At 66.4% G+C, this 26552-nt stretch carries 23 protein-coding genes and 3 pseudogenes; 5 read left to right on the forward strand and 21 right to left on the reverse strand.

The genetic code is table 11. The features are described from left to right. Nucleotides 1–39 precede the first annotated feature (39 nt). The 7 genes and pseudogenes from HNR23_RS21565 to HNR23_RS21590 form a co-directional block, all read right to left on the reverse strand. Entirely contained in the window at nt 40–1143 is a 1104-nt protein-coding gene (locus HNR23_RS21565) for an ISAs1 family transposase (protein WP_343070652.1), read from the reverse strand. A 119-nt stretch (nt 1144–1262) separates the two neighbouring features. Next, the gene (locus HNR23_RS26375; RefSeq protein ID WP_246422445.1) at nt 1263–1571 is read right to left on the reverse strand and encodes an NDP-hexose 2,3-dehydratase family protein; all 309 of its coding nucleotides are present in this window, start codon (nt 1569–1571) and stop codon (nt 1263–1265) included. Next, nucleotides 1554–2207: pseudogene (locus tag HNR23_RS26380) on the reverse strand (NDP-hexose 2,3-dehydratase family protein); the annotation flags it as partial. The gene HNR23_RS26375 and the pseudogene HNR23_RS26380, both read right to left, overlap by 18 nt. A 42-nt stretch (nt 2208–2249) precedes the next feature. Further along, nucleotides 2250–3290 carry a dTDP-glucose 4,6-dehydratase gene (gene rfbB, locus HNR23_RS21575; protein ID WP_184078187.1) on the reverse strand — a complete coding sequence of 347 codons (1041 nt, stop codon included), beginning with the start codon at nt 3288–3290 and terminating at the stop codon, nt 2250–2252. Further along, on the reverse strand, nt 3287–4354 hold the full coding sequence (locus tag HNR23_RS21580) for a glucose-1-phosphate thymidylyltransferase (protein ID WP_184078189.1): 1068 nt from the start codon (nt 4352–4354) through the stop codon (nt 3287–3289). Before HNR23_RS21580 ends, rfbB begins: the two co-directional genes overlap by 4 nt. Before the next feature lie 121 nt (nt 4355–4475). Beyond that, nucleotides 4476–5066, reverse strand: a complete 591-nt coding sequence (locus HNR23_RS21585) for a dTDP-4-dehydrorhamnose 3,5-epimerase family protein (RefSeq protein WP_221308202.1) — start codon at nt 5064–5066, stop codon at nt 4476–4478. Nucleotides 5067–5106: 40 nt separating this feature from the next. After that, the gene (locus tag HNR23_RS21590; protein WP_184078191.1) at nt 5107–6156 is read right to left on the reverse strand and encodes a Gfo/Idh/MocA family protein; all 1050 of its coding nucleotides are present in this window, start codon (nt 6154–6156) and stop codon (nt 5107–5109) included. A 204-nt stretch (nt 6157–6360) separates the two neighbouring features. Here HNR23_RS21590 and HNR23_RS21595 point away from each other — a divergent pair, with 204 nt between their 5' ends. Then, nucleotides 6361–6780, forward strand: coding sequence for an ester cyclase (locus HNR23_RS21595; RefSeq protein ID WP_184078193.1), 420 nt, complete (start codon nt 6361–6363; stop codon nt 6778–6780). 219 nt (nt 6781–6999) lie between these two features. On the opposite strand, the gene HNR23_RS21600 is transcribed toward HNR23_RS21595, so the two are convergent. Next, a protein-coding gene (locus HNR23_RS21600; protein WP_246421823.1) for an IS3 family transposase occupies nt 7000–8183 on the reverse strand; the annotation gives its coding sequence in 2 pieces (ribosomal slippage) (nt 7000–7937 and nt 7937–8183; 1185 coding nt in all). A 234-nt stretch (nt 8184–8417) separates the two neighbouring features. Between HNR23_RS21600 and istB the strand changes: the two genes are divergently transcribed. After that, the gene (istB, locus tag HNR23_RS21605) at nt 8418–9206 is read left to right on the forward strand and encodes an IS21-like element helper ATPase IstB (RefSeq protein WP_184078197.1); all 789 of its coding nucleotides are present in this window, start codon (nt 8418–8420) and stop codon (nt 9204–9206) included. Here the strand turns inward: istB and HNR23_RS21610 are convergent. Continuing rightward, nucleotides 9121–10587 (reverse strand): reverse transcriptase/maturase family protein, encoded by a 1467-nt coding sequence (locus HNR23_RS21610; RefSeq protein WP_221308203.1) that lies wholly within the window; start codon nt 10585–10587, stop codon nt 9121–9123. The genes istB and HNR23_RS21610 overlap by 86 nt on opposite strands. A 615-nt stretch (nt 10588–11202) precedes the next feature. Next, nucleotides 11203–11457: pseudogene (locus tag HNR23_RS21615) on the reverse strand (DDE-type integrase/transposase/recombinase); the annotation flags it as partial. A gap of 4 nt (nt 11458–11461) precedes the next feature. On the opposite strand from HNR23_RS21615, the gene HNR23_RS21620 reads away from it, so the two are divergent. Then, entirely contained in the window at nt 11462–11725 is a 264-nt protein-coding gene (locus HNR23_RS21620) for an IS3 family transposase (protein WP_184078199.1), read from the forward strand. Nucleotides 11726–11981: 256 nt separating this feature from the next. Here the strand turns inward: HNR23_RS21620 and HNR23_RS21625 are convergent, their stop codons facing one another. The 4 genes and pseudogenes from HNR23_RS21625 to HNR23_RS21645 all read right to left on the reverse strand — a co-directional run bounded on the left by HNR23_RS21625 (nt 11982) and on the right by HNR23_RS21645 (nt 16753). Further along, nucleotides 11982–13778 (reverse strand): BTAD domain-containing putative transcriptional regulator, encoded by a 1797-nt coding sequence (locus HNR23_RS21625; RefSeq protein WP_184078201.1) that lies wholly within the window; start codon nt 13776–13778, stop codon nt 11982–11984. A gap of 934 nt (nt 13779–14712) precedes the next feature. Next, nucleotides 14713–15099: a transposase gene (locus HNR23_RS21630; protein ID WP_221308204.1), complete on the reverse strand. Its 387-nt coding sequence runs from the start codon at nt 15097–15099 to the stop codon at nt 14713–14715. A gap of 86 nt (nt 15100–15185) precedes the next feature. Then, a pseudogene (locus tag HNR23_RS27700) lies at nt 15186–15827 on the reverse strand (transposase family protein); the annotation flags it as partial. Between the two features lie 191 nt (nt 15828–16018). After that, nucleotides 16019–16753 (reverse strand): helix-turn-helix domain-containing protein, encoded by a 735-nt coding sequence (locus HNR23_RS21645; protein WP_184078207.1) that lies wholly within the window; start codon nt 16751–16753, stop codon nt 16019–16021. A gap of 490 nt (nt 16754–17243) precedes the next feature. Here HNR23_RS21645 and HNR23_RS21650 point away from each other — a divergent pair, with 490 nt between their 5' ends. Continuing rightward, nucleotides 17244–18143, forward strand: coding sequence for a phosphorothioated DNA-binding restriction endonuclease (locus HNR23_RS21650; RefSeq protein ID WP_184078209.1), 900 nt, complete (start codon nt 17244–17246; stop codon nt 18141–18143). A 284-nt stretch (nt 18144–18427) separates the two neighbouring features. Continuing rightward, nucleotides 18428–20185, forward strand: a complete 1758-nt coding sequence (locus tag HNR23_RS21655; protein WP_184078211.1) for an ATP-binding protein — start codon at nt 18428–18430, stop codon at nt 20183–20185. Nucleotides 20186–20354: 169 nt separating this feature from the next. Here the strand turns inward: HNR23_RS21655 and HNR23_RS21660 are convergent, their stop codons facing one another. The 7 genes from HNR23_RS21660 to HNR23_RS21690 form a co-directional block, all read right to left on the reverse strand. After that, a complete protein-coding gene (locus HNR23_RS21660) occupies nt 20355–20843 on the reverse strand; it encodes an SRPBCC family protein (RefSeq protein WP_184078213.1) in 489 nt (162 codons plus the stop codon). Next, nucleotides 20843–21073: an acyl carrier protein gene (locus HNR23_RS21665; RefSeq protein ID WP_246422450.1), complete on the reverse strand. Its 231-nt coding sequence runs from the start codon at nt 21071–21073 to the stop codon at nt 20843–20845. The genes HNR23_RS21660 and HNR23_RS21665 overlap by 1 nt, the downstream gene beginning before the upstream one ends. A 25-nt stretch (nt 21074–21098) precedes the next feature. Continuing rightward, a complete protein-coding gene (locus HNR23_RS21670) occupies nt 21099–22394 on the reverse strand; it encodes a beta-ketoacyl synthase N-terminal-like domain-containing protein (RefSeq protein ID WP_184078217.1) in 1296 nt (431 codons plus the stop codon). After that, nucleotides 22391–23668: a beta-ketoacyl-ACP synthase II gene (locus HNR23_RS21675; protein ID WP_184078219.1), complete on the reverse strand. Its 1278-nt coding sequence runs from the start codon at nt 23666–23668 to the stop codon at nt 22391–22393. Before HNR23_RS21675 ends, HNR23_RS21670 begins: the two co-directional genes overlap by 4 nt. After that, the gene (locus tag HNR23_RS21680) at nt 23665–24093 is read right to left on the reverse strand and encodes a cupin domain-containing protein (protein ID WP_184078221.1); all 429 of its coding nucleotides are present in this window, start codon (nt 24091–24093) and stop codon (nt 23665–23667) included. The genes HNR23_RS21675 and HNR23_RS21680 overlap by 4 nt, the downstream gene beginning before the upstream one ends. Then, entirely contained in the window at nt 24090–24461 is a 372-nt protein-coding gene (locus tag HNR23_RS21685; RefSeq protein ID WP_184078224.1) for a TcmI family type II polyketide cyclase, read from the reverse strand. Before HNR23_RS21685 ends, HNR23_RS21680 begins: the two co-directional genes overlap by 4 nt. 113 nt (nt 24462–24574) lie before the next feature. Then, nucleotides 24575–26524 (reverse strand): AfsR/SARP family transcriptional regulator, encoded by a 1950-nt coding sequence (locus HNR23_RS21690; protein ID WP_246421824.1) that lies wholly within the window; start codon nt 26522–26524, stop codon nt 24575–24577. Nucleotides 26525–26552: the final 28 nt, after the last annotated feature.

The following is a 26552-nucleotide window of genomic DNA, read 5'->3' on the forward strand; positions in this document are numbered from 1 at the left end:
GGCTAATGCAAAGTCGGTGCTCTGCGGGGTTCTTACTGGTCAGGGGAGTCCGATGAGGTCGAGTGGGCGTGTGAACGCCTCGTAGGAGACCCACCGGATGGATTCGGCGATGGTGGCGGTGTTCTCCAGCGAGGCGAGCAGGGGGATGGCGAGATTGCGCAGCATCGCCATGTTCTCCAGACCCCGGCCGCAGCGGACCTTGGAGGCGTCCTCGCCGAAGGTGGCGTCTCTGATGTGGTGGAGCGCTTCGATGCCCCAGTGCCGGCGAACGAGGCCCATCAGCCGCTGTGGAGACGCTTTCTCGCAGGTCATGTCGGTGATGTAGTAGCCGGTCCGGCGGGTTTGGACGCCGTCGGCGATGCGGGTGGTGGTGCGCAGCACCTGCACCGCTTGGGCGGCGTGGGGGAACAGCAGCCCGCAGGCGGACAGGACCTTGATGCTGCGGGTCTCGCGTCGGCCGTGCCCCGATTCGCGGGTGCGGGCCAGCACTGGCGCCTTGCCCCATGGGAGCTTCTTGACCTGGGAGAACAGGGTCGGCTGGTTGGCCTTGCAACCGAGCAGGTAGTGCGCGCCGCGCTCTTGGACCAGGTGGGCGGCGGTGGCCTTCTGGGTGTGCAGCGCGTCGGCGGAGACGACGGCGCCGGTGATGTCCAGACCGGCGAGCAGGTCGGCTAGGGCGTGGATCTCGCTGGTCTTGTCCGGCACCCGCAGCTGGGCGGCCACCTGGCCGTGGCCGGTCATCGCGGCCAGCAGGTGGGCCGGGCCGGACTGGCCGCGGGCTGATCCTCGGGCGCATTTGCCGTCCACGATGAGCACGGAAAGGTCGTCATCGCAGTTCAAGGCCGTCAGGTGGGCGGGCGGCAGGGCGATGAGCACACGGCGGATCGTGTCGGCTGAGGGCGGTTGGCGTACCGCGAGGGCGGGGTGGGTGGTGCGGGCGCCCAGGCGGGCCAGGGTGTGCTGGGGCGCGTTGGCCGCCCACTGGCCGATCGCGGCGAACGAGCGTGCTCCGGCCAGGATGGCGCACAGGGCGGTGAGGATGACGCAGCTCAGGGTGTGGCGGCGGCCGCGGGCCGCGCGGGGGTCGGCCAGAGCGCGGATCCGGGAGGACAGGGCGGGGGCGGGCATGGAAGACTGGGGCACCTGAGCTCCTGTGCGCAGACGTTCGACTTTGGAAGGTCTTCCGTCTTGTACAGGGGCTCTTCTGCTGCGCTCAGGCGTTTCCAGAGATCGTCACAGCCCCGTGACCTGGGGATCCGCTCTTATCCGACGGACTTTGCAAGAGCCGTGGTCCCGACCGGCTCGAAGAGAGGCTGGGTCCACCGGGTGACTTCGCGACTCTTCGCCTCTACGGTCACGGCGACGACCTTGAAGTACCGACCTTCCTGATGCTCAATGGCTGCCTGACGGCGTGTCCAACCGGTGACGGCGTCCAGCGGAATCAGGCTGGCCCGCACCTCGTGGCCCGCGCACTCCTCGGTGAACCAGGACAGCAGTTCGGTGTCCGAGAGCACGGCACGCCCGTGCCTGTCCTCGTGAGGCAGGCATGACAGAATGGTTCGGGAATCCATGTTGACGGTGTTCTCGAGGTGCAGCAGCTCGTTAATCTGCCCGAGCGTGAGCCAGCGGAAGTCATCGTGGAGCGGCACTTCCGCGTCCGTCTCGACGACCATATTGCGGTTGAACTTCCGGTAGAATCACGAGCCGTGTTCGGACTGGAGCACGTCGGCGATGACTCGGGATCTATTTGGTCGCATGAAGTGGCGTAGGTACGGCACATCCGCACCGTTGTGGACCTTGGTGTAGTTGCTGCGGGTGGCCTGGACCGTCGGGGCGAGCTGAACCAGCCCGAGGTTGCCCGGTTCCATCTTGGCTTGCAGTAGGAAGTGCAGAACACCGTCGAACTCCTTGGCCAGGATCCCGAGTATTCCCACCTCCGGCTGACTGATGATGCGCTGGCGCCATTCCTCGTGCGGGTTGTGCCCGACCTTGACGTGCAGTCCTTCAACGGAGAAGAAACGTCCGGTCTGATGGAGCAGCTTCCCGGTCCCCTCTTGGAAACACCATCTGTCTAGCTCGGCGAAGGGAATACGCTCCACACGGATTCCCTGCGCTCTACAGCGTTCAGTGAGCCAGTTGAGAACATCAGACGTCGCCGTGTGCGAGCCGTCGATCGCGGCCGACGAATGAGCAATGCGGGTGGTCAAGGCTGAGGGCCACGCGGGGGCGGGCCTCCATTCGGGCAGAGGTCACCGCCGCGCCTCCCCCCGTTCCGTGCCCACGGCCGATTCGCTCGGGGCTAATGCGTCAATGCATTTCAGGGAGGGGTACTTGACGGCCTTCCACCACCCGGGATTTTCTCGGTACCACGCGACGGTCTCGCTCAGTCCCCGGTCAAAGGGAATCCGGGGGGTATAGCCCAGCTCCCGACGGATCTTGCTCTCGTTGAGGGAGTACCGGAAATCGTGCCCCTTGCGGTTGGCGACCCACTGAATCATCGAACAGTCCGCCCCGCACAGCTCCAGGATGCGGTGGGTGATGGCCAAGTTCGTCCGCGCGTTCCCCCCACCGACGTTATAGATTTCACCGGAGCGTCCTTGGGTGAGCACGAGATGGACCGCCCGGCAGTGGTCGTCGACATGCAGCCATTCTCGGACGTTGCGGCCGTCGCCATAGAGTGGGATCCGCTTGCCCTCCAACAGGTTGGTGACGAATAGCGGGATGAGCTTCTCAGGATGCTGGTACGGGCCAAAGTTGTTGCAGCAGCGGGTGATCGAGACATCGAGTCCGTAGGTCTTCCAGTAGGCGTGGGCGATGGCGTCAGATCCTGCCTTAGAGGCGGCGTAGGGAGAGTTAGGCAAGAGGGGGCAGTCCTCAGTCCACGAGCCTTCCGTGATGGAACCGTAAACTTCGTCGGTGGAGACATGCACGATTCGCCGAACCCCGGTGTGTCGGCAAGCTTCCAGGAGGGTCTGGGTGCCCTCCACGTTGGCGGAGACGAACTCGGCGGCAGCCTCGATGGAACGATCCACGTGCGACTCGGCGGCGAAGTGCACCACCGCGTCATGACCGGGCAATAGGTTCAGCAGTAGACCGAAGTCGCGGACATCCCCGGTGACGAACTTCAGGCTCGGATGGCGTAGGGGAAGATTGGCCCTATTGCCAGCGTAGGTGAGTTTGTCGAGGACAGTGATCTGGGCATTCTCGCTACCCGCGTACCCGCCACTGAGTAGGGCCCGGACGTAGTGAGAGCCGACGAAGCCGGCGCCGCCAGTGACCAGAAGCCTCATACTGCCACCTCGACTTGGCAGTGATCGCCGACGACGAGCCGGTGCTGTTGGGTGACACCTCCGCTGGGACCGACCCTGGCGGACCTGCCGATGAGTGAGTGGTGTAGCCCCCGTACCCCTGTGATCACCGCGCCATCCAGGGCCATCGAGCCATCGAGCCGAGCGTCGCGCAGGATGCAGCCGCGCCCGATTGAGACGTGCGGGCCGACGTGGCTGTCGGTCAAAACGGCCGACGCGCCGACGATTACCGGTCCCTCAATCACTGAACGAGTGATCCGGGCCCCTGGCTCGATGACGACCGGGCCACGGATCACGCTCATGTCATCGACCTCGCCCGCCACCGCAGGGCTGAGGCCATCGAGCACTCTGCGGTTGCACTCCAGGACGTCTTCGACCCGGCCGACGTCCTTCCAGTAACCGGTGTATTCAGTGGCTGTGACCCGGATACCCCGGTCGAGCAGCCACTGTACAGCGTCGGTGATCTCCAGTTCACCGCGGGGACTGGGGCCGATGGCGCGGACTGCCTCGTGAATAGCCGGGGTAAAGAAGTAGACTCCGATTAGGGCAAGGTTACTGCGTGGATACGAGGGCTTCTCCACCAACCGCGATACCTCACCGTCCGGGCCAAGCTCGGCCACACCGAAGGTGGTCGGGTCCGACACCTTGTGCAGGACCACGTGAGCTGCGGGACGGTCCGCTGAGAAGTCGCTGGCGAGATCCGAGATCCCGTCCAGGAGCATGTTGTCGCCCAGATACACCACGAAATCGTCGTCACCAAGGAACTCTCTCGCCTGAAGGAGACAGTGGGCGAGCCCGAGCGGTTTCTTCTGGTGGAGATAGGTCAGACGCGTGCCCCATCGGGATCCGTCGCCCAGCGCGGTGATGATCTCGGGAGCCTGGCCCCCCACGACGACGCCTATGTCGGTGATGCCGATGTCTCGGATGTTCTCCAGAACATGATCGATCACCGGTTTGTTGGCGATAGGAAGTAGTTGCTTAGGCATGGAGTGACTGAATGGCCGCAGGCGGAGCCCGGAACCGCCCGACAACACCAAAGCCTTCATAGAGGCATCTCCTCAGAGGATGAAACGGTCTTACCGTGAAAACTGTGCGGAATACGACTGAGGAAGCTCTCGTACACCGGTATTGCTGCAGATCACCGCACTGGCTTCGGTAGGGGGAGCGTCATCCCGCCGCACCGAGTCGTGCATAGAGCGCGAGGCAGTCCTCATAGGTGGGCAACAAACCTGCGGCCGCTGCTTCCGACAGCGTGGGTGCGGCGGCATCCTTGTCGGACATTACCGGGGATTCCGCCAGGTTCCAGGGCAGCCCTAAAGCGGAGTCGAGCGCGTTGATCTCGATCATGGTGCCCGGCATGTACTCGGTGGAGCACAGGTAGCTCATGCACGTGTCATCGCTTAGGGCGAGGAACGCGTGGCCGAGGCCGTCAGAAAGGTAGACGGCGACGCCGGAATCCGCGTCCTGGTGGGTGACGTCGAACATCCCGAACGTGGGGGAGCCGACGCGGAGGTCCACCACGATGTCCAGGGCGGCGCCGCGAACGCACGTGACGAGCTTGGCCTGACCCGGAGGCAGGCGCGTTCCGTGAATGCCGCGGAGCGTATTGCACTGTGACACCGAGTAGTTTGCCTGACGGACACGCAGGGGGTGACCGATGATCCGGGAAATCGCTTCATGGCGGAACGCCTCATAAAAGCATCCACGTCGATCTGGGATCTTTTTGGGCATTATCCTGAAGGCATTCGACACCTTCATCTCGGCTATTTCGATCGTAGCCTTGCCGCTGAGAGCTCTCTCAGAAATCAATGACTCGGGCCTTCGCTCTAATCTCGTCGGACAGCATAGCGTGCCGGATGGCAGCGTTCTGGTGGGGAGTCACATCCGTTCCATCGAGGACTGCGTTGAAAAAGAACCGAAGGACGTTGGCGAACTGGCGGTCGGCCGGAAGGACGATCTCCTCACGGTGGTCTTGGCGGTCGATGTGTACCACTGGCTGATACGTATCGGGCGGTGTAAAGACCCTGTCGAGAAAGATTCGACCGCTACTGCCGGACAACTCGTAGGTTGTGCGGTAAGAGTGCTCCATCCCGAAAGAGACCTCGGCTATCACCCCCTCGGGGGTGCAGAGGAGGGCATTCCCCGAGACCATCACCTGCCGCCTGCTCTCACGACGCAGAACGGCTCCGACCACATCGAGATCCGGCCCAAGGAAGTGGAGAGCCGCCTGGAGGGGATACACTCCGATGTCGAGCAGGGCGCCACCCCCCACTTCTTCCTTATAGCGAATGTCATTTTCCGGCCTGGGGGGGATCGTGAAGCTGCTGGAGAAACACCTCAGTTCACCAATCGTATCCTGTGCCAGGAGTTTTTGCACTGTCGTATGCTGAGAATGGTGTAGGAACATCAGGTTGTCCAGCAGCACGAGCTGTCGCGACCGGGCAAGTTCGATGACCTCCGCTGTGCGCTGGCCGCTGTCAACCAGCGGCTTTTCCACCAGTACGTGCTTCCCCGCAGATAGAGCGGCGGTTATCCACTCGGCGTGCAGCATTGCGGGCAGCGGTATATAGATGGCGTCGATGTCGGATCGTTGCAGCAGATCCTCGTAGTGCGACAGGGCGGCGCAGTCGAACCGGTCGGCGAAACGCTCGCCCTTGGTCGGCTTGCGGCTGGCCACGGCCACGATGTCGATGTTGGGATCGGCACTCATCGCTGGCATAGTGCGGCGCCACGCGATGTCGGCGCATCCGAGGACACCGAAACGTAGGCGACGTTGCGAGTGTGTGGCTTCCACTTCGGGATACCAATCAGTGGTGGGAACAATGACAGGGCTGCGTGACTCGGGCATCGGGCCATCACTCCGCACGGTGAGGGGTAGGGAAGTCCATCGTAGAGGTGTTCCCACGTTAAAGGCGTCTAATTTCTGACGCAAGGCGTCTATCGGTCACCTCTACTCGTTCTCCAGAGCTTCTTTATGGTCGGATGCCGATAATATATAGAGCCGTTCATGCTGCGGACTGTTCCCCCGTTGTCTATACCAGGGAGTGAGTCGATGACGAACGCCGCTGAGGCCAACAAAGCCTTGATCCTGCGTCTGTACGAAGAAGCGGTTAATCAGGGATTATACGAGCAGGTGGCCGACGAGATCACTGCGCCGGACGCAATCATGCACAACGCCCTCTACTCGGGACAGGTCGGCCCCGAGGTCATCAAGTCGACATGGCGGTCGCTGCACGAGTCGTTCAGTTACCTGCGTTTCGAGATTGAAGGAATCGTCGCCGAAAATGACGAGGTAGCAGTGCGCGGGGTGACGACCGGATTGCACACCGGAACCTTCCGCGGGCACGCCCCAACCGGAAAGCGGATATCTCAGCGCGCCCATGTCTTCTACCGTATCAAGGGCGGCTGCATATCTGAGGTTTGGCCGCTGGTGGACCATATGGGGCTGCAGGCGCAGATCCAAGGAGACTGAAGGACGGCAACCCCCTGCGGCAGACGGGCACAAGGCCCGCCCGGCGAGCCTGTCCCAAAAACAGAAGTTGGGGACAGCCACCGTGAGGAGCAACGTGGTGAGGTTCCCCCCGCTTTGCTGGAGACCTGGTTATCTGGATTCGTTCAGCGTGGACGGGATCATAGGTGGTCGGGTGTGTGAGGGGTCCCGCTGTTGCCGGACAGGGTTGAACCGGCTATTTCACGCGGCCAATCGCATCTCCTGATGGGCTGCGTATACCTCCGCGGGCGTGTTGTATCCCAGTGCGGAGTGCAGGCGCCTATGATTGTACCAGTGCTCGATATAGCAAGTGATGTCGCGCCGGGCGCCTTCACGAGTGGGATACACCATGCGGTTCACCCGCTCGTTCTTCAGCGCACCGAAGAACGACTCGGCCAGGGCATTGTCGTAGCAGATCCCGGTTCGGCCGACCGAGCGCTGGAATCCGTGTTCGGCGAGGAATTCGCCGAAACCCCGTGAAGTGTAGTTGCTGCCACGATCAGAGTGGAAGATTGCGCCTGCGGATACCTTTCCGTTTCGCTGAGCGTTCTTCAGCGCTTGGATGATGAGCGGGGTGCGGTAGTGGTCGCCCATCGCGTATCCGATGACTTCCTTGGTGCAGCAGTCGATCACGGTCGCCAGGTACAGCCACCCTTCCCACGTAGGAATGTAAGTGACATCACCGACGAGTTTCATACCGGGCGCCGGGGCGGTGAAGTCGCGCTGGACCAGGTCGGGGATGTCGGCGGTGCCGTCGGGGTCGGTCAGGCACCCGCGGGCAGGGCGCGGTTGGCAGGGCTCCAGGCCCATCTGTCGCATGAGCAGGCGCACCAGCTCGGGGCCGGCCTGCACATCCCAGCGCTGGAGCTGGGCATGCACCCGCCGGTGGCCGTAGGTTCCCTCGGAGTCGTCGAAGGCCTTTTCGATGAGGAGTTTCAGGTGTTCTCGCCGCTGATGGGTTGCTGATTCCGGTCGGGCTCGCCATTCGTAGTACCCCGATCGGGACACGTCGAGGCGGGAGCACATGAAGTCGACGGTGAAGGCGTACTTCGCGGTGTCATCGAAACGCATGGTCTCGATGAACTCGTATTTGTCGCTTACGGACGATCCTTCGCGAAGTACGCGGCCGCTTTTTTTAGAAACTCGATTTCTTTGGCCTGTTCGCGGTTGATCCGTTCGAGTTCCCGGAGGCGGGCGCGCTCGCTCAGGTCGAGTCCGGGTTCTTCGGGGGCGCGGCTCTCTTGATGGCGTTTGACCCACGTGCGCAGGGTTTCGGAGTTGACACCGAGTTCCTTGGCGACATGCGCGATCGGACGCCCGGACTCGATCGCGATTCGTACTGCTTCCTCGCGGAACTCCGGCGAGTACTTGCTTGCCCTGCTCAATTCTTCCCCTCGTTTCCTTACGGGACCATCTTATTGGGTCCCTGTCCGGAAACCTCGGGGCACCTCACACGTCAGTGCTCACGGCCCTGCCCCCAGCCTGCCACCGGAACCCGAAGGCCAGCAGGTCACCAGCCTGACCATGCACCGTCGATCCCATCTTCCCGATGACACCCGGCCTCCGCCCCGGTTGGAGAGCTGGGACGATCTGCTGCGCCACGCCCGGAAGGAGACGCCGTGAACCGCCGCCATTCCCTGACCGAGCCGGCTTCTGATGCCGCGATCGATTCGGCTTGCCGGGCGCTTCGCCTGCCCACGATGCGCGCGCAGTTCTCCGAACTCGCCGATCGGGCCGAGCGCGACCACTTGTCCTACCGGGGGTTCTTGGCCGAGCTTCTGATGGCCCAGTGCGACGACCGGGACCGCCGACGCTCCGAGCGGCGGATCCGGGCGGCGAAGTTCCCTCGGGAGAAGTCGCTGCGCGACTTCGACTACGACGCCAATCCCAACGTCACCCCGGCGGTGGTCAACAATCTGGCCACCTGCGACTGGATCCGGCGGGGAGAGCCGCTCTGCCTGATCGGCGATTCGGGGACCGGTAAGTCCCATCTGCTGATCGCGTTGGGCACCGCGGCGGCGATGGCGGGCTTCCGGGTCAAGTACACCCTGGCCGCGAAGCTGGTCAACGAGCTGGTCGAGGCCGCCGATGACAAGCAGCTGACCAAGACCATCGCCCGCTATGGACGGGTGGATCTTCTCTGCATCGATGAGCTGGGGTATCTCGAGCTTGATCGCCGGGGAGCCGAGATGTTGTTCCAGGTGCTGACCGAGCGCGAGGAGAAGAACAGCGTCGCGATCGCATCGAATGAGTCGTTCGGCGGGTGGGGCAAGACGTTCACCGATCCCCGTCTTTGCGCGGCGATCATCGACCGGTTGACCTTCAACGGCACGATCGTGGAGACCGGCAGTGATTCCTACCGGCTGGCGCATACCAAGGCCCGCCAGCAGCAGGCCGCGATGAGGTAGTCGAGGGGTGGGGCCAGTTCGAGCCGTCATCGCGGGGCCGAATCAGGGCGTCATGACGGTCCGAAGTGGCCCCGGGGTGGGGCCAGTTCAAGTCGTCCTGGTGGGGCCATTTCACACCGTCATAGCCACAGCGCAGCCGGTGCAGCCGGAAGACGTCGCTGGCGAGGAGGTAGTACTGGACGATGCCCCGGTACTCGGCCCCGTAGCGGGCAACGATGCTGTAGTCGTGATCGTTGACCATCGGGTTCCGGCGTGCGGGTTGGCCGCGCGACAAGTACGGAGCGGACTTGGCCTTGACCACGGACGCAGGCACGTGCAGGACGATGGTCCCGTTCAGCGACCGGCGGTTGCGCCGGTCGGTCGCGGAGGGGCGCCGTGTTCTGCGGTTGCGGCTGGCGACCGAGATCTCATAGCCGAGGAACCTGGCCCGCTGGCTGCGGGCATGGGTGACCAGCGTCTTGTCTTCGGAGAGTTCCAGCTTGAGGTCCTCGCGCAGGAACCGCCTCAGACGCTGTTTGATCTGCTCGGCTTCGGCTTTAGGCCCGGCGAACCCGAGCAGGCTGTCATCGGCGTATCTGCAGTAGCGCAGCCTGCGGTAGCCCGGGTCACGGGGATCCTGGCTGGGCAGGCTATGCAGCTGCCGGTAGAGGGATCGCACCTGGGCGCGGTCGCCTCGGCGGCGGGCCCGGACGATCTCCTGCTCGGTCTTGCGGTACTCCGGGTTGCGTGCCCGGAGCCTGCCCCGGGTGAATTCCGGGATCAGCACTGTCTCGATGAAGACGTCCAGCTTGTGCAGGTAGATGTTGGACAGTACAGGCGAGGCGATTCCGCCTTGGGGAACCCCGCTGAGGGTCGCACCCCACCTGAAGTCCTCCAGGTATCCGGCCGTCAGCATGTTCCGCACCAGCCGCAGGAACCGGTTGTCGTGGATCTTCTCCGACAGGATCGCGATCATCACATCGTGGTCGAATGACCCGAAGCAGTCGGCGATGTCGCACTCGACGAACCAGGTGGTCCCGGTCCAGGTGTTGGCCACCTCCCGCAAGGCGGTGTGGCAGCCCTTCCCGGGCCGAAACCCGTGGGAGCGGTCGGAGAACACCGGCTCGTAGTAGGCCTCCAACAACAGCCGCACCACTTCACCGACGAGTTTGTCCGACCAGGTCGGCATGCCCAGCGGGCGCGTCTTCCCGTCCTTCTTGGGGATGTGCACCCTGCGCACCGGGCGGAACCGGTAGCGCTCCTGGCGCATTGCCGCAATGATCCGCTCGATCGTGCGCAGGGACATGCCGTCCACGGTCTCCTGCGTGGCCCCCGGCGTCATCGCTCCGCTGTTGGCGTAGATGCGCCCATAGGCCAGCAGATACAACTGCGGGTTGAACATCTATCGATACAGTTCCTCACACGGCAGGCCCCGCCCGCCGCGCTCACGCAGGACACCCAGCACCGTTTCGGCGCTCTGCATTACGCATACCTCCCGATTCCCGGGGTGTCCGATCACCTGGCCCCCTTCGCCCGTGCAGGCGGCTTTCCCGCCCTCCTTGTCCGGGCGTGACTCCGGCGACTACTACGGGGCCTCCGTCGCCCTGGGGCTCGCGCCCGGTAGGCGATCCCACGTTCGTCACGGTCGTACGTGCCAGCGTGATGTAGGCGTCCCACTCATCTCCTTGAATGCCCTCACTGGGCATCGCTCCTGGCCCCGAAGGGTGCCGCCTTGCTCCAACCCTCAGCGGCAGGGCCGGCGCCGGTTTCAGGCGTCTTTCCGGCGGATGTGAACTTCCATCTTCTGGAGATTGGGATTCAGGCAATCCAGCTTTCGCCATGTCACGCGGGTCCCCCAGAGCACCGCCCCCAACGCCTGGGCCCGGCCCCTGGTTAACTGGCATGCTCTGGTCCCTATAAGCCTTTCGGCATCAGGTCAGCCATCGAACCCAGGAACCTCCCTTCGAGTTCCTCCCGGCTGCGCCGGGGATACGACCGTGCGCCTCGTGGCGCACTTGAAGCGCTCGACCTTGCCGTTGGTCTGGGGCCGGTACGGGCGGGTGCGCTTGTGCTTGATCTTCTGGGCGGCGAGCAGATCGCGCCATAGGCGGGACTTGTAGCAGGACCCGTTGTCGGTCAGCACCCGCTCCACCGTGATCCCGACCGACGCGATGTAGGCGCGGGCGCGTTCCCAGAACCCGGCGGCGGTCTCTTTCTTCTCATCGGCGAGGTTCTCCGTGTAGGCGAGACGGGAGTGGTCGTCGACGGCGGTGACCTTGGTCTGCAGCATCGGCGATTCCTACGACAACGCGCTGGCCGAAGTGTTCCACTCGCTGTTCAAGGCCGAGCTCATTCGCAATCGGGGCCCGTGGACGAGCTTCGATGAGTTGGCGATCGCGGTGGCCGAGTACATCGACTGGTTCAACCGCAGCCTGCACGGAGAGATCGGGCTGGTCCCGCCAGCGGAGTTCGAATCAGACTTCTACCAGCACAAACACGTGTCAGCAGAGGCTGACGCGTCAGTCGGAAGTCTCCACTAAACCCGGCACGGGACAGCGCCGGGCGATGGTGTGGCTGACCTGGAAGCGTCCGGCTACTCGGCGAAGCGGCCACTGGTCGGCGACCACGCAGCGGGCGAGAGACAGGCGGCCGGGGGGTCAGTTTGGCTTCGATGTGGGTAGCGTGGGGGCACCGAGGGCCTTCCGGGTGGTGGGACGTGAGACATCCGGAGCGATCCCGGAGGGCCTCTTGTGTATCAGTCGGGGCTGGTGTTATCGACCTCAGTGACCAGTACATCTAGATCCCCTGCCCGTCGATGTAGGCCGCGATCTGAAGGCAGAACTCCCACAGCGAAGCGAGGCGGCTCGTCGAGATCCGGGACGACGACTCCGCCATCCATCGCTGCACGGACGCGAAGGAGAGACCCTCGCCGTTGTCGCTGGTAGGCTCCGCAGTCGGGAGCGCATCACTCGGGATCGGGGGCCCGGCGCCTGTGAGGGTGGCGAGTGCCCGCCGCTCGCCCACGCCCGCAACCCGCATGCGCGAAACGCAAGTCTGCAGAACACGGGTGTGCACAGCGGTCTGCTCGGCCTTCGCGTACTCCCGCTCCCCTTGCTCCATGAGAAGGAGCAAGAACAGCTCAGGCAGACGGTAGCGGAACCTTCCCTCCCGGTCAGGCCCACCGACGCTGATCACGCGCGCGTCGACTAGTTCCTCCAGCAAGTCTTCCGCTTCACGTTCCGGGACGTTCAGAGCCGCAGCCGCCGCCCAGACAGGAATGGTGTACGTTCCCAACAGCGCGAGGCGCTGCAGGGCCGCCTTCTTCGTAGCTGGCAGCGGGTCGTAGTTCTGCTTCAGGGCGGCCCTCAGGTCCAGATTAGAGATGCGCAACTCATCAAGGCGGCTCTGCGAACCATCGGACATTCGGCGCAGCAACCGGGCTAGTGACCAGTGGGGGCGAGCGGCCAGGCGGGCGGCCGCTATCCGGACTGCCAGTGGGAGATGCTCACAAAGCTCGACCAAGCGTTCCGCAGCCACGGTTTCCGCACCGACCCGACCAGGGCCGATGACCTTACCCAGCAGTTCGAGAGCCTCAGCGCGTTCGAATGGACCGAGATCGACACGTCGGGCGCCATCCAGGACAGCGAGCCGCACTCGGCTGGTCACGATGCCGCGCGCCCGCCCTATACTGGGCAGCAGCATCCGAGCCTGGCTCTCGTTTTGGGCATTGTCAATTAGGATCAGCATCCTTCGGTCCGCGAGTTTGGCGCGGTATAGCTGCGTCCTTTCCTCCAGCGACTGTGGCAGCTCGCCGTCCAATCCCAAGGCCTCGATGAACTTCCCAAGGACCTGGAATAGATCATCGCCCCCCTTCATGTTGACGTACAGGTGGCCGTCAGGGAAGTCCGGGAGGCATTGATTCGCCAGATGAACGGCCAGCGAACTCTTTCCAGTTCCGACCATCCCGGAAATCGCCAGAGGCCCCCTTCCCTCTGATCGCATTTCGGCGAAGAGCCTGCGGAGGTGGGACTCACGGCCGGTGAAATCGGCGAGGTCGGGAGGAAGCAATGCCGGACGCTCCGCCGTCCGCGATGTTACATTCAGTTTCCGCGTCGGCGCCCCGGGGACTTCGAGCGTAAGCTCGCCGTTGAGTATGGACTGGAAGACGTTGTTTAGCATGGCGCTCGGGTCTACCCCGAGATGTTCAGCAAGCAGCTCGCGCCCTCGGCGGTACACTTCCAGCGCATCCGCCTGTCGACCGCAGCAGTAGAGCGCTGTCATCAACTGGGCACGTATGCGCTCGCGCAGGGGGAACCGTTCGACGAGGTCGTTTAACTCCAACACGAGCTGATCGTGTTTCCCCAGCGCCAGGTCCGCCTCCACCCGGCCCTCGAGCGCGGCCATCTTGAACTCGGTGAACCTGGGCTGCTCGGCATCGGCGAGGAACTCCGTGGCACCGGTAAGTGCGGTACCCCTCCAGAGGGCCAAAGCTTCGGAAAGACGAGCCGATGCTGCATCGTAGCACCCTCGCTTCAGGTCATCATATCCGATGGCTGCCAGTCGTTCGAACTCGCCCAGATCAGACGTGATCACGTTGGCTTGCAGGAGGTAGCCAGAGTCCCTTCGCACAATATGGGCGCAGGGCTCGACGAGCTTACGAAGCCTGGATACCTGGGTATGGATCTGAGCACTTACTGTGGCCGGCGGACTATGCCCCCAGAGCAGAGCCTTCAGACGATTACTCGATAGAACACGGCCATCGGCTAGAAGCAATGCCGCCGCGACCGTCTTCGGCTTGGCACCATTGAGTGGCAGCGTCCTCTCATCTTTAACGATCTCAACCGGACCTAGGACTCGAAATTCCATTCTTTCCCGATCCAAGGCGCTCACGCTCACATAGGACTCCCAGCACCAAAGGACGCTCGCTGATCACAGGACACAGATGCATGCACGACCGCCTGGCGCGACAGCGCAGTATGGCTTTAATCTCTCCCCTCACATTGGCGATTGGTGGCCACACGTCACACCCCGCCGAATTTGATCCTCTCTCCTGACAGGACAAACCCACACACTATCTATGTCCAACCTACAATTTCCTCTCATTGCGGTAATTTTGACTGAATTTTGCATGATCGTGGCACAACTGACACCTTTCCACAAGGACCGTGGAACCACTAAAGGATCCGCTGCGCATCGTCATCCCAGCGTGCGCCCACTTCACGCCAGCGGGATGGGCAGCACGCAACCGAGAAATAGCATCCCAGGACACGAAAATGCTCAGCCGCCGGTGCACCAAGAGTCGCGTCATACAGCGGCATACGTGCTACTGATCTGCGATCCAGTGGTTGAAGGCTCAACCTCGATTCTTCAGTGGGGTGGGGCCATTGATCGGTCCGGCGTTTCACCCGTTATGTCCTCGGCCGGTGGAGGGCGGGCCGTCGCGTGACACTGCGGGGTGCGCCGGGCTCCACGCGCCCGGTGCCAGGCTTCTCCTCCTCTCCATTTCCTCCTTGAGTCCTGCCCGCCGTCAGCCGACGGCGGGCAGGACGCTGAGTCTGCTCCAGCAGGCGGCGAACACCTCCGCCCAGAGCCAGGTGCGCTCCAACCGCAGGAAGCGGCGTCGGGTGTGGCGGGCCAGCCGGGCTGGCAGGTGACAGAGGCGTAGCCGCATGGTGTCGGGCCCGGCCCCGGCGAGTGCGTCGTGGTCGTGCAGGGCGAGAAGGCACAGCCAGGCGTCCAGGTCGCAGGCGGTGTTCGCGGCCAGCACCCAACCGCAATTGACCTCCCAGGATGCCGACGCCAGCCGGTGCAGGCCCATCGCCTTGTTGGTGCGCACCCGGTCCTCGACCTCGGCGTGGTCGTGGTGCAGCACGTCGAGGAACTGGCGCTGGTGGGAGCCGGGGATGCCCCGCATCCGGCCGATGTTGGTGGCGGTGATCGAGTAGCGCCACCCAGTCGTGCGTTCGAAAGCGGTCAGGCTCTTGGCATGCCGTTTGGAGGGGCGGACCCGTCGCGCAGCACGGTCTGGACCCCGGGGTGGTCGAGTAGCCATTGCCGGAGGGTGTCGGCGCTGCGGTCGGGCGGGACGTCGATGCGCGCGTTGGTCACGGCGTCGGTGAGCACGGTGGCGTATCGGCGCCCCTTGCGCAGGGCGAAGTCGTCTACCCTCAGCACGCGCGGCACGGGGCGTTGCGGCAGGGGCAGGCGCATCAGCGCCCGAAGCGCGGTGTTCTTCGAGATCCGTGTGGCCGGGGCCGACAGTACTCTCGCGCCTGGCCGGCCAGCTCGCGCACCACCGCGCCGATCCGGGCGGCCAGTCGGGGCGTACGCCGCTGGTAGCGGGCCAGGACGCCGGGCAGCTGTTCTCGGAAGGTCTGCCGGTGGCAGGTGGGGGTGGGGCACACCAGGCGACGGACCCTGACGACGGCGAGCACGTTGCGGGTGTCGAGGGGTGTGTCGGCCACGGTGCGTTGGTGGAAGGCGTGCACTTTGGCCGAGCGGGCACCGCATACCGGGCAGGGGGCCGGTTCCTCGGGGGCGGGCGCGAAGCCGGATCGCTGCCTCGTCGCTGTCTATGTTCTCGATGGCCAGGGGGGACAGGCCGGAGAAGAGGGTCTGTACAAGCTCTATGACGTCACGCATAGCCGAGCGTGACAGGACGATGCCCTACGTCACCACCGGAATGGAGACAGAGCCGTTGTGTTTACAGACCCAAGGGGCGGCACCCCGTAGGAAAAGAGCGTCAGGGACTCGCAGCTGCCAGCGATAGCCGCACTTTGCTCAGTGACGACGGATGATGCCAGGCACGACACCACCAGAAGGAGATAAGGGCCTTAACGGTGGTACCCCCGGTGGGTGTTCTGTTCGATAAACTTCATCAGCGCCTCACGGGAGATGTATTTTCTCGATCCGATCAAGACATGCTCGATCTCCCAACGGTTCACGAGCTCGGTGACTGTTGAGTACGACAGGCCCAGGGCCTTGCCAGCGTCTTTGATACTGAGTAGGAGCGGCCCCTCCTTCGACAGCGGGTTCGGCTTGATCACCGTTGTCTGTTCGGCCTCGATGACCTCCACCTCGGAATTAGTCGTCTTCCATGAGCCGAAATACCCGTAGGGGCGGTCGAACTCCGCCTGCACCCTCTTGGCCGCGTCCTCTTCGTCCGCGGCGCGAACGTAGCGTTCGGCCACCTGTACCCGAGTCACCATCACGCGGTATCGCATAAAGGTCTCCCGAATCTCCACATGGCGGGTCTTGACCGCCCGAGGCTTCTTGGCGGCGGTCCTCCGCACCGCGCGGACCGTCGCGTCCTGCGATTCGACCTCATCTGAGGCTGGGCCTTCGCGTTGGGGGTAGGTGCCGTGCTCCAGGTAGTACCTACCGTCATCGGTCACCGACGCAGACCACGAACCTCTGCGCTTGCTGACCACCACAAGACGCCGACCCTGCAAGGCAATGGCGGTGGCCTTGTAGGTGAAGCCCTTCATGACGCCCTCAGGGCAGCCGTCGCTGATCCATTTCAGGACCTCAAGCTGCCAGGAACTGAGAGGCGGAAACCGGCGCGCCATCCCTCAAGTTGACCACAGCCACCGCGTGACATGGGCGATTCTCGAAAACCAACGGCGTCGCGCACATGTCAGCCGCAGACGACTGCCCCTGATGGCTCCTGCCGTCCGGTTCCCGGAGCTGAAGGGTCTTGACGTGCTTCAAGGAACGTGATAAGCGAGATCGGCCCGGTGTTTCCGTTCTGTTTCCGACGCGGGGTTCCCCGCTCTCATGGCTCACCGAAGAGCAGAAGGCGGGCCAAAAACCCGCAGGTCAAACGGGCTTCCGCTGCGGCTTTCCTCGCGCCGGACGTCGCTTGAGCAGCGCTTTTCAAGACCGCCGCACTCGGCCGCTATGCGAACCCTCCTGGTGGTGCCTTGAGACACCGGAACAGATGCTAGCTCACTTCACGAGGAGCGTGGCGTCCACGGTTCGAGAGCGGGGCCGACCGTGGTGGCCGGTGCCGTGCTCGGCAGCGGATGCCCGTTGCGGTGGGGGTCGTAGACTCCCGCTGTGGATTGGGTCGAGCGGATCGCCGGGATCAGGCGGTGGTCGCGGAACGGGTACCGGGCTCCGCACAAGCCGTTGCTGATCCTGTATGCGCTCGGCCGGTTCCAAGCGCGCGGGGATGAGCCGATCGCCTACCGCACCGCCGAAGGGCACCTGTCGCGGCTCCTTGAGGAGTTCGGGCCGCCGAAGGAGACGACCCCCGCCTACCCGTTTCACCACCTGACCACCGACGGCCTGTGGATCGTGGACACCGCCTACGCCCACGGATCCCCCGGGCCGTACGTCACGCGGCTGCGGGAGTGCGATGCCCGAGGGCGGTTGGCTCCAGAGCTCGTGAATGCGCTGGGGAACGACCCGCCTCTGCTGGGGCGCATCGCGCGGTCGCTGCTGGAGGCCAACTTCGAGCCCTCACTGCACGCCGACATCTGCATGCTCGCCGGAGTGAGCCCCGGCGCGGCCGAACCGGGAGCTGCGGGAGTTCGGCGAACGGTCCGGTCCCGGGACCCGGCGTTTCGGGAGGAAGTCCTCGATGCCTACGGCCACCGCTGTGCGTTCTGCGGCTTCGACGGCCGACTCGACAGGAGCACGGTCGCGCTGGAGGCAGCACACGTGCAGTGGTGGGCCTTCGACGGCCCCGACCACCCCGGCAACGGGCTGAGCCTTTGCTCGCTCCACCACAAGCTGTTCGACCGCGGAGTCCTCGGACTCACCGGCGAGCGCTCGATCGCGGTCTCGCAACGGTTCACCGGCACCGGTCGCAGCGCCGAGGAACTGGTCCTGGCGCTCCACGGCCGCCCGGTCGCCCTTCCGCAACCCGGAGTCCCGGATGTCGAGGTCGAACGCATCGACTGGCACCACCGACAGGTCTTTCGCGCCCCCGCCCGGTCGGCGGCCGCCGCCTGAGGCGGCCGACAGGCGGCATCCGCGCAGGCCTCCGACGCGCCTCGCCCCCAAGGCCGCGTCGCCGCACATCGGTCCATACGACCACCCGGTCAAGGCCTTTCCGAGACTCACCCGAGGTGGTTCCAGGAGCGTTCGAGAGCAGCTGTAGAAAGCCGGGGCATTCTGACTCCCCGTGGCACAGCAGCCGACGGACAGAGCGGAAAGCAGGGAACGGGCCGGAAACCCCCTGCTCGGCCGGTCGCATCGGACTTTCACGCTCAGGATCGAAAGGGAACCAGCCTCCCGTGCGTAAAGTTCTGATCGCCAACCGCGGCGAGATCGCGGTGCGGATCGCCCGCGCCTGCAAAGACGCCGGACTCACCAGCGTCGCCGTCTACGCCGAACCCGACCTCGACGCCCTGCACACCACCACCGCCGACCAAGCCCACGCCCTCGGCGGAACCACCCCCGCCGACAGCTACCTCGACATCACCAAAATCCTCACCATCGCCCAACGCACCGGCGCCGACGCCCTCCACCCCGGCTACGGGTTCCTCGCCGAGAACGCCGACTTCGCCCAAGCCGTCATCGACGCCGGACTCACCTGGATCGGCCCCCCGCCCGCGGCCATCACCGCCCTGGGCGACAAGGTCCAGGCCCGCCACATCGCCCAGAAGGTCGGCGCCCCCCTGGTCGCCGGCACCCCCGACCCCGTCGCCGACGCCGACGAGGCCCTCGCCTTCGCCCGCACCCACGGGCTGCCGATCGCGATCAAGGCCGCCTTCGGCGGCGGCGGGCGCGGACTCAAGGTCGCCCGCACCCTGGACGAGGTGCCCGACGCCTTCGAGTCGGCGGTGCGCGAGGCCACCACCGCCTTCGGCCGCGGGGAGTGCTTCGTGGAGCGCTACCTGGACCGGCCCCGCCACGTGGAGACCCAGTGCCTGGCCGATGCCCACGGCAACGTGGTAGTGGTCTCCACCCGCGACTGCTCCCTGCAGCGCCGCCACCAGAAACTCGTCGAAGAGGCCCCCGCGCCGTTCTTGTCGCCGGAGCAGACCGAGCTGCTCCACACCTCCTCCAAAGCCATCCTGCGCGAAGCCGGGTATGTGGGGGCGGGCACGTGCGAGTTCCTGGTCGGGGCCGACGGCACCGTCTCCTTCCTGGAGGTCAACACCCGCCTGCAGGTCGAGCACCCGGTCACCGAGGAGGTCACCGGCATCGACCTGGTCCGCGAGATGTTCCGCATCGCCGACGGCGAGGAGCTGGGCTACACCGACCCCCCGGCCCGCGGCCACTCCTTCGAGTTCCGGATCAACGCCGAGGACGCCGGGCGCGGCTTCATGCCCGCCCCGGGCACCATCACCGCGCTGAACCTGCCCGGCGGGCCCGGGGTGCGGGTGGACACCGGCTGCCAGGCCGGGTTCACCGTCCCCCAGGCGTTCGACTCCATGGTCGCCAAACTGATCGTGACCGGCGCCACCCGCGCCCAGGCCCTTGAGCGCTCCCGCCGCGCGCTGGGCGAGTTCGAGGTCGGGGGGATGCCCACCGTGCTGCCCTTCCACCGCGCGGTGGTGGAGGACCCCGCCTTCGCCCCCCAGGGCGATGCGCCGTTCAGCGTGCACACCCGGTGGATCGAAACCGAATTCACCACCCCCATCGAGCCCTACACCGGGGAGACCGAGCAGGCCGAGGCCCCCGAGCGCGACACCGTGACCGTGGAGGTCGGGGGCAAGCGGGTCGAGGTCGTCCTCCCCGCCGGACTCGGCGCCGGGTCGGATAGAGCCCTCAAGAAGCCGCCCAGGCGGGGACGGGGCAGAACCGGCCGAGTCGGGGCCTCGGCGGGCGGGGATGCGCTGGTCTCGCCGATGCAGGGCACGGTCATCAAGCGGGTGGCCGAGGACGGCCAGGAGGTCGCCGAGGGCGACACGGTCGTGGTCATCGAGGCCATGAAGATGGAGCAGCCGCTGACCGCCCACAAGTCGGGCACCGTCACCGGCCTGGCCGTCACCGCCGGCGAGACCGTCGCCAACGGCGGCGTCATCTGCGAGATCAAGGACACCTGACACCAGCCCGCCATGCGCGGGGTCCTATGGTCGTCCCTGTGGGCGGTCACCCACGCGGTGTCCCGGGGTGGAAAGCAGCACCGACGAGGGCGGCAGGGGCCTGGGGTGGCGTTCGCCCTACGGTGGGCCCGTGGCCGGGGCGGGGCCGCCCAGCACGACCCTCCTCTCCTCAGGCCGATCCGTCCGTGCCGGATTTCCCCTGGCCATCGGCACGGGCGGCGGCCTCGACCTTGGCCTTGATGATGGGCATCTGCACGCGCGTGTTGCGGTCCAGGCGCGCCTTCATCGCCATGTCGTCGAGAGGGGCGTGGGGTTTCATCTCGAAGTCCTGCTCCCAGCGCATGCGGACACCCTCCGGTTCCTGGACGTAGGTCCAGCGGATGTTCATGTAGCGGAAGACGCCCGTCTCGACCCGGTGGGCCAGAACGGTTCGGGTGGCCTCGTCCATGGTCCGCCGGGAGACCCAGCTCCACACCGTGCCGTTCTCGTCGGGGTGCAGCGCGAGCCGGAAGGTCACGGTGTCTCCGTCGCGTTCGAGGATCTTGGCCTCCGCGTACTCGGTGAACAGCCGCGGCCATTCGGCCACGTCGTTGGTCATCGACCACACCAGGTCCATCGGCGCGTCGATGACGATCGAGTTGTCGGTTCTCGCCGCCATCAGGGGCCTCCCTCCGCCAGTCCGCTGTTGACGTACGCGACGACGTCGCGCATGGTCTGGCCGTTGTCGAGTTCACCGTCGGGGATTCGGACGCCGTACTCCTGCTCGATGCGGTTGCCGAGCTCCAGCACGGCCAGCGAGTCGTAGCCGAGTTCGGCGAAGGTGGTGTCGCCCACCTGTCCGCCGTCCATGTCGACCGCCTCATCGGCCCCCGCGACCGCGAGGAGCATCCGTTTCACGTCGTCTACCGTGATCTCACCGATCCGACCCATGTCCGCCTCGCCTTTCGTCGGGTTCCTGTTCACTCCGGATCGTCCGGTCGCCCGCCCCGAGTACCAGGGCGGAGGTGAATCCGCCGTGGCCGCGGGCCAGGACGAGCGCGGTCCGCGGCCTGATCCGCCGCGGGTGGTCGAGGACCAGGTCGAGCCCGCAGTCCGCGGTCGGCCGCAGCCCGCCGGCGGTGTGCGGTACGACGCCGCTGCCGAGCGCCAGCAGGGCCGTCGCGGCGTCGAGCGCCGCCCCGCCGGCGTACAGCCGCCCCGTCAGGGTCTTCGGCGCGGTCACCGGGACCCCGCCGGGACCGAAGACCTCGGTGATCGCCCTGGCCTCGTCGCGGTCACGCTCGGGTAGGCCGAACGCGTCGGCGAAGACGACGCCGACCGCACCCGGTTCGAGCTCCGCGTCGGCCAGTGCCCGACGGATCACCGACGCCAGCACGGGTGGCCGACCCGCCCATGGGGCCGGGTCGAACCCGGCCGCGTAGCCGAGCAGCGCTCCGTAGTGTCCGGCGCTGCGCCGATCCGCCGACTCGACGGTGAGGAAGGCGCCGCCTTCCCCTGGGACGTATCCGGATGCCGCCGAATCGAAGGGGCGGTAGGCCGCGCCGGGGTCGCTGATCGTCGAGAGTCCGCCCGCCGTCAACTGCGCGACGAGGCCGTAGGGGCACAGCGGGGCATCGGTTCCGCCCGCGAGCACGAGCTGTGAGCCGGTCGACAGCAGCCGCCGGGCCTGGCCGAGTGCGTCCAGCCCGCCAGCCTGCTCGCTGCAGAGCACGCCGCACGGGCCGCGCATTCCGTGCCGGATCGACACCTGTCCCGTCGTCGCCGCGTAGAACCAGGCGATCGACTGGTACGCGCCCACCCACGAGGGTCCCTTCCGGTAGAGGTTCTCCATCTCGTGCTGGCCGAACTCGGTGCCGCCGGACGAGCTGGCGGTGACCACCCCCAGCTCGTACTCGGGCAGTGCCCCGGGGTCGACGCGGGCGTCGTCCAGTGCTTCCTGCGCGGCGGCCAGTGCGAGGTGGGTGAACCGGTCGGTCTGCGGGATCAGCCGTCCCGGGATGTGGTCGCGCGCCTCGAATCCCGGGACCTCGCCGGCGACCTGGACCGGGTAGCCGGAGGGGTCGAAGCGGGTGATCCGGCCGAGACCGCTCGTGCCCGCCAGGACCGCGTCCCAGTGCCGTCGCGCCCCGATCCCGGTCGGTGCCACCACCCCGATACCGGTCACGACGGCCCGCACGCGCCGCCCCGTTGGCACCCCCGTGGCGCTCACGCCGGTATCGCCCTCCTCACCTGGAATCGGCCCAGCACCATCGCGGTCTGGAAGCCGCCGAAACCGCTGCCGACGCTCAGTACCCGGTCCATCCGGTGGGAGCGTGCCTCGTTCGGCACGTAGTCCAGGTCGCAGACGGGGTCGGGCACCGTGAGATTGGCCGTGGGCGGCACGACCTGGTGTCTCAGCGCCAGGGCGCAGGCGGCGACCTCCAGGGACCCGATCGCGCCGAGGGAGTGCCCGATCATCGACTTGATCGAGCTGACCGGGACCTCGTAGGCGCGCTGCCCCAGGCTGCGTTTGAAGGCCGCCGTCTCGTGCCGGTCGTTCTGCTGCGTTCCCGATCCGTGCGCGTTGATGTAGTCGATGGCGGCGGGATCCAGGCGGGCGCGGTCCAATGCGACCCGGATCGCCTCGGCCATCTCGCGCCCGTCCGGTTTGAGACCGGTCATGTGGTAGGCGTTGCTGCGCCCGGCGAAGCCGAGTACCTCGGCGTAGACGGTTGCGCCGCGGCGCCGTGCCGCAGCGGCCTCCTCCAGCACGACGACGGCGGCGCCCTCCCCGAGCACGAATCCGTCGCGCCGCGCGTCGAAGGGCCGCGACGCGTGCCGCGGGTCGGCGTTGTTCGGTGTGGTCGCCTTGATGGCGTCGAAGCACGCCGAGGTGATGGGTGCGAGTGGGGCGTCGGTGGCGCCGGCGAGGACGACGTCGGCGGTGCCCTCTTCGATGAGCTGGACCCCGTGGCCGATGGCGTCCAGCCCCGAGGTGCAGCCGGTGGAGACCAGCGCGACCGGCCCCTCGGCGCCGACCTGCCAGGCGACCTCCACGGCCAGGGTGCTGGGGACCATGTAGCCGTAGAGGTGCGGCACGCCGTAGGTGTGGTCGACGAGCCAGTCGCGTCCGTCGTCGGCGAGGACGGCGTACTCCTCCTCCAGGCTCATGGTGCATCCCACGGCGCTGCCGATGCTCACACCGGTTCGGGAGGGGTCGCGGGCGCCCGGGTCCAGCCCGCTGTCGGCGACGGCTTCCCGGGCCGCCACCACGGCGAACTGCGCGGCGCGGTCCATGCGCCGCACTTCCTTCGGCGTGAGTCCGGCCGCCGACGGGTCGAAGTCGCATTCGGCCGCGACGCGGGACCGGAATCCGGACGGATCGAAGAGGGTGATCCCGCGGGTGGCGGTGCGCCCGGACGACAGCAGGTCCCAGTAGGCGTCGCGGCCGATTCCGCCGGGCGCGACGGCGCCGACCCCGGTGATGACCGACCGACGGCTCACCGCGGGCGGCCCACGTCGGGGTTGGCGGCGTTCGGGTTCGGCGGCCGCTCGGTGTCGACGTGGCCGAGCTCGGGCCGGGGGGCGAGCGGGGAGAGGTGGAAGACGGCCTCCGCAGGTGCGTCCCCGACGTTGACCAGCCGGTGGCGTACGCCGGTCGGGACCAGCAGCGAATCGCCGGGGCCGAGCTCGACGGGCTCGCCGTTCAGCCGCATCTCCAGGCGTCCCGCGACGACGTGGAGGAACTCCTCGGAGTAGGGGTGGTAGTGCTCGGTGACGAATTCTCCGGGGCGCAGCCGCACCACACCCCCGAAGCCGGATGTCGACCCCACGGTCTTGGGGCTCAGGGTGACGCGGATGTCGCCGCCCCGCCTGGTGTTGGGTGTGATCGAGTCCGCGGCGATCCTGGTCGCGGTCGTCGGTGTCACGGCGTTCCCCCCAAGCTCGGTCCGGTGACGGGCGTGATCAACGGTCCCTGGTGCGGAGTCCACGAATAGAAGGGGACCGCCATCGCGTCCCGGGGTTCCTTCCAGTCCGGGTCGAACGGTGAGATATACCGGTAGAGACGGGTGTGTATGTCCCGGTACAGGGGATGGCCGCGCACCTTGTAGAGATCCTGCGTTATGTCCTTTTCGGACTCGACCAGGTGGAAGTAGAGCCCGTGGAACGCGAGCAGGGTACGCCGGTGGACTCCGATCATGGCCGGCAGATCGGAGCCGTCGGAATCCGCGAATATCCCGGCGACGTTCGGCGCGTCCGCGCGGTTCATTCTCGCGACGATCAGAGTTCTGTGCACCGCACCCCCCAGGTCCGCTATTCGTGATTCGATCTTCGGCCGGGAGGCTCAAAATTCTCTTGAAATGGCCTGGAAGTCGCACCGCGGACACGTGCAGCGGATGTCACGGTGGTTCACGCGCTGGGGAGCAGCCATTTCCGGTTCATATCCTGCGACCCATGGCCGATCAGGGATTCGGAACCATGTCCGGGGTCGTTCCGCAACCGTTCGACGGCCAGCCGCACCAGGGGAGGAACGGTGTAGACGGGTTCGGATGCCGCTACCGGATCGGGTCCATCCGGCGCGGTGAACGTCTCCTCCACCAGATAGGCATCGATGAGTTCTTCCAGCAGGCGCTCGGCGAACGTGTTCTTGAGGCCACGCACCGCGTCGCTCGCCTGCCAGTGGACGCGGCCGTCCCGAGCCAGGCGTTCGAGCAGTTCCCGGGACGGGGCGGACAGGTGTCCGTGACTCGCCGCGATCGTCCCCAGCAGCGACTGGGTACCCGCGGGCACGTCGAGCAGGAGGCCCCGGTCGTGGAGGAGGCGGTCGAGCAGCCACTCGGCCGACCGGTCCGGGCGCAGCGCGAGCCGGCCGGCGATGGCCCGAACGGTCAGGGGGAGCCCCTCGCACAGGTCGAGCAGGTGCCGGACCGCCTCCATCCGGTCGCCGGCCTGCCGGCCCCCCACCGCATGTGCGTACAGCTCCACCATCTGCTCCAGCGAGAGCCGGGGCACCATCACCTTCCGCCCGGCCGCCAGGCCGCGACCGCGGAACCGGTTGGTGGCGATGACCGCGGAACCGGTGCCGGCCGGCAGGAACTCCGACAGGCGGGAGACCACCGTGACATCGTCGGCGACGATCAGGACGCGTCGGCTTGCCGTCCAGCTGCGGAACATCAGGGCGAGATCCGCCGGTCGGGTGCGAACGTTCGCGCGTGGAGCCCCCCACGACTCCAGTGCGGCGGCCAGCACCTCGGCGAACCGGATACCGCCCTGCCCGCCCTCCGACATGTCCAGGAAGAGTTGGCCGTCGGGGAAGTGGCGGCGCAGGCGATAGGCCGCCCGCACCGCCAACGCCGTCTTTCCCACTCCCGGTGGACCGTGGATCTCGGCGATGCGCAGCCCGTCGCCGCCCTTCCCTCCGGCTTGCAGGTAGGAGGTGACGGCGGCCAGCTCGGCCGACCGTCCGACCAGGCCGTCGGTGTCGGCGGGCAGCAGGCATGGCCCGGGGGCCGAGCACGCCCGGGCCGGCGGGGCCGCCGCGGGTTCGCCTCCCCTCGGGACGGACGCCGCCTCTCCTGGGTCGACCAGCACGTCCTTGTGCAGTTGCTGCAGCGCCGCCGACGGCTCGATGCCGAGCTCGGTGACGAGCCGGTCGCGCAGCACTCGGAAGACCTCCAGTGCTTCCGGGCGGCGACCGCATCGTTGGAAGGCCCGCATGAGCTGCCCGGCGAGGCCCTCGTGCATGGGATGGGCGTCGACCGCGGCCGACAGGCCGTCGAGGATCGCCCGCTCATGGCCGAGCCGGAGCTCGATCTCGAAGCGCTGCTCCAGCACGCTCTGGTGCTGCTGCTCCAGGCGGACGGACCAGGCCGAAAGCCGCTCGCCGCGGATCACATCCACCAGGGGGCTCCCGCGCCAGCGGTCCAGTGCCTGCCGGTAGGTGGCGGATGCCGCGGCGACGTGGCCGGCACGGCACTGGGCCCTGGCCTGCCGGGCCAGGTGCTCGAACTCGTAGGCGTCGATGGCCAGCCGGTCGGGGAGGCGCAGTTCGTACCCTCCGACCCGGGTGAGCAGCGCCGGTGACGCATCGGTCGCACTGCCGGGGCCGCCCCGACCGGTGTTCCTCCCGGTGGACAGCCCGAGGCTGCGTCTCAGCTGGCAGATGTAGGTCTGGAGAGTGGTCTGCGCGCTGACCGGCGGCCGGTCCGCCCACAGCTCGCTGTAGAGCTGGTCGACACTGACCGATGAATCGACGTTCAGCGCCAAAAGAGCGAGCACTTGTCTCAGTTTCGGCGCCCCGGGGGTAATATCAGTGCCGCCGGAAAATACGCGGAATGACCCCAGCAGAGAAATCTTCATGTCGTCCTTTCCCGCGATCCACGACAGT

Origin of the sequence: Nocardiopsis mwathae (assembly GCF_014201195.1) — a bacterium.
GTDB lineage: Bacteria > Actinomycetota > Actinomycetes > Streptosporangiales > Streptosporangiaceae > Nocardiopsis_C > Nocardiopsis_C mwathae.

Excerpts from the sequence above, each read along its gene's own strand:
- HNR23_RS21590 (WP_184078191.1), bottom strand. The coding sequence starts at position 6,156 with ATGCCCGAGTCACGCAGCCCTGTCATTGTTCCCACCACTGATTGGTAT.
- HNR23_RS21595 (WP_184078193.1), top strand. The coding sequence starts at position 6,361 with ATGACGAACGCCGCTGAGGCCAACAAAGCCTTGATCCTGCGTCTGTAC.
- rfbB (WP_184078187.1), bottom strand. The coding sequence starts at position 3,290 with ATGAGGCTTCTGGTCACTGGCGGCGCCGGCTTCGTCGGCTCTCACTAC.
- HNR23_RS21665 (WP_246422450.1), bottom strand. The coding sequence starts at position 21,073 with ATGCTCCTCGCGGTCGCGGGGGCCGATGAGGCGGTCGACATGGACGGC.
- HNR23_RS21585 (WP_221308202.1), bottom strand. The coding sequence starts at position 5,066 with ATGAAGGTGTCGAATGCCTTCAGGATAATGCCCAAAAAGATCCCAGAT.
- HNR23_RS21690 (WP_246421824.1), bottom strand. The coding sequence starts at position 26,524 with ATGAAGATTTCTCTGCTGGGGTCATTCCGCGTATTTTCCGGCGGCACT.
- HNR23_RS26375 (WP_246422445.1), bottom strand. The coding sequence starts at position 1,571 with ATGGATTCCCGAACCATTCTGTCATGCCTGCCTCACGAGGACAGGCAC.
- HNR23_RS21630 (WP_221308204.1), bottom strand. The coding sequence starts at position 15,099 with ATGCGGGGCATCCCCGGCTCCCACCAGCGCCAGTTCCTCGACGTGCTG.
- HNR23_RS21610 (WP_221308203.1), bottom strand. The coding sequence starts at position 10,587 with ATGTTCAACCCGCAGTTGTATCTGCTGGCCTATGGGCGCATCTACGCC.
- HNR23_RS21580 (WP_184078189.1), bottom strand. The coding sequence starts at position 4,354 with ATGAAGGCTTTGGTGTTGTCGGGCGGTTCCGGGCTCCGCCTGCGGCCA.
- HNR23_RS21660 (WP_184078213.1), bottom strand. The coding sequence starts at position 20,843 with ATGGCGGCGAGAACCGACAACTCGATCGTCATCGACGCGCCGATGGAC.
- HNR23_RS21645 (WP_184078207.1), bottom strand. The coding sequence starts at position 16,753 with ATGGCGCGCCGGTTTCCGCCTCTCAGTTCCTGGCAGCTTGAGGTCCTG.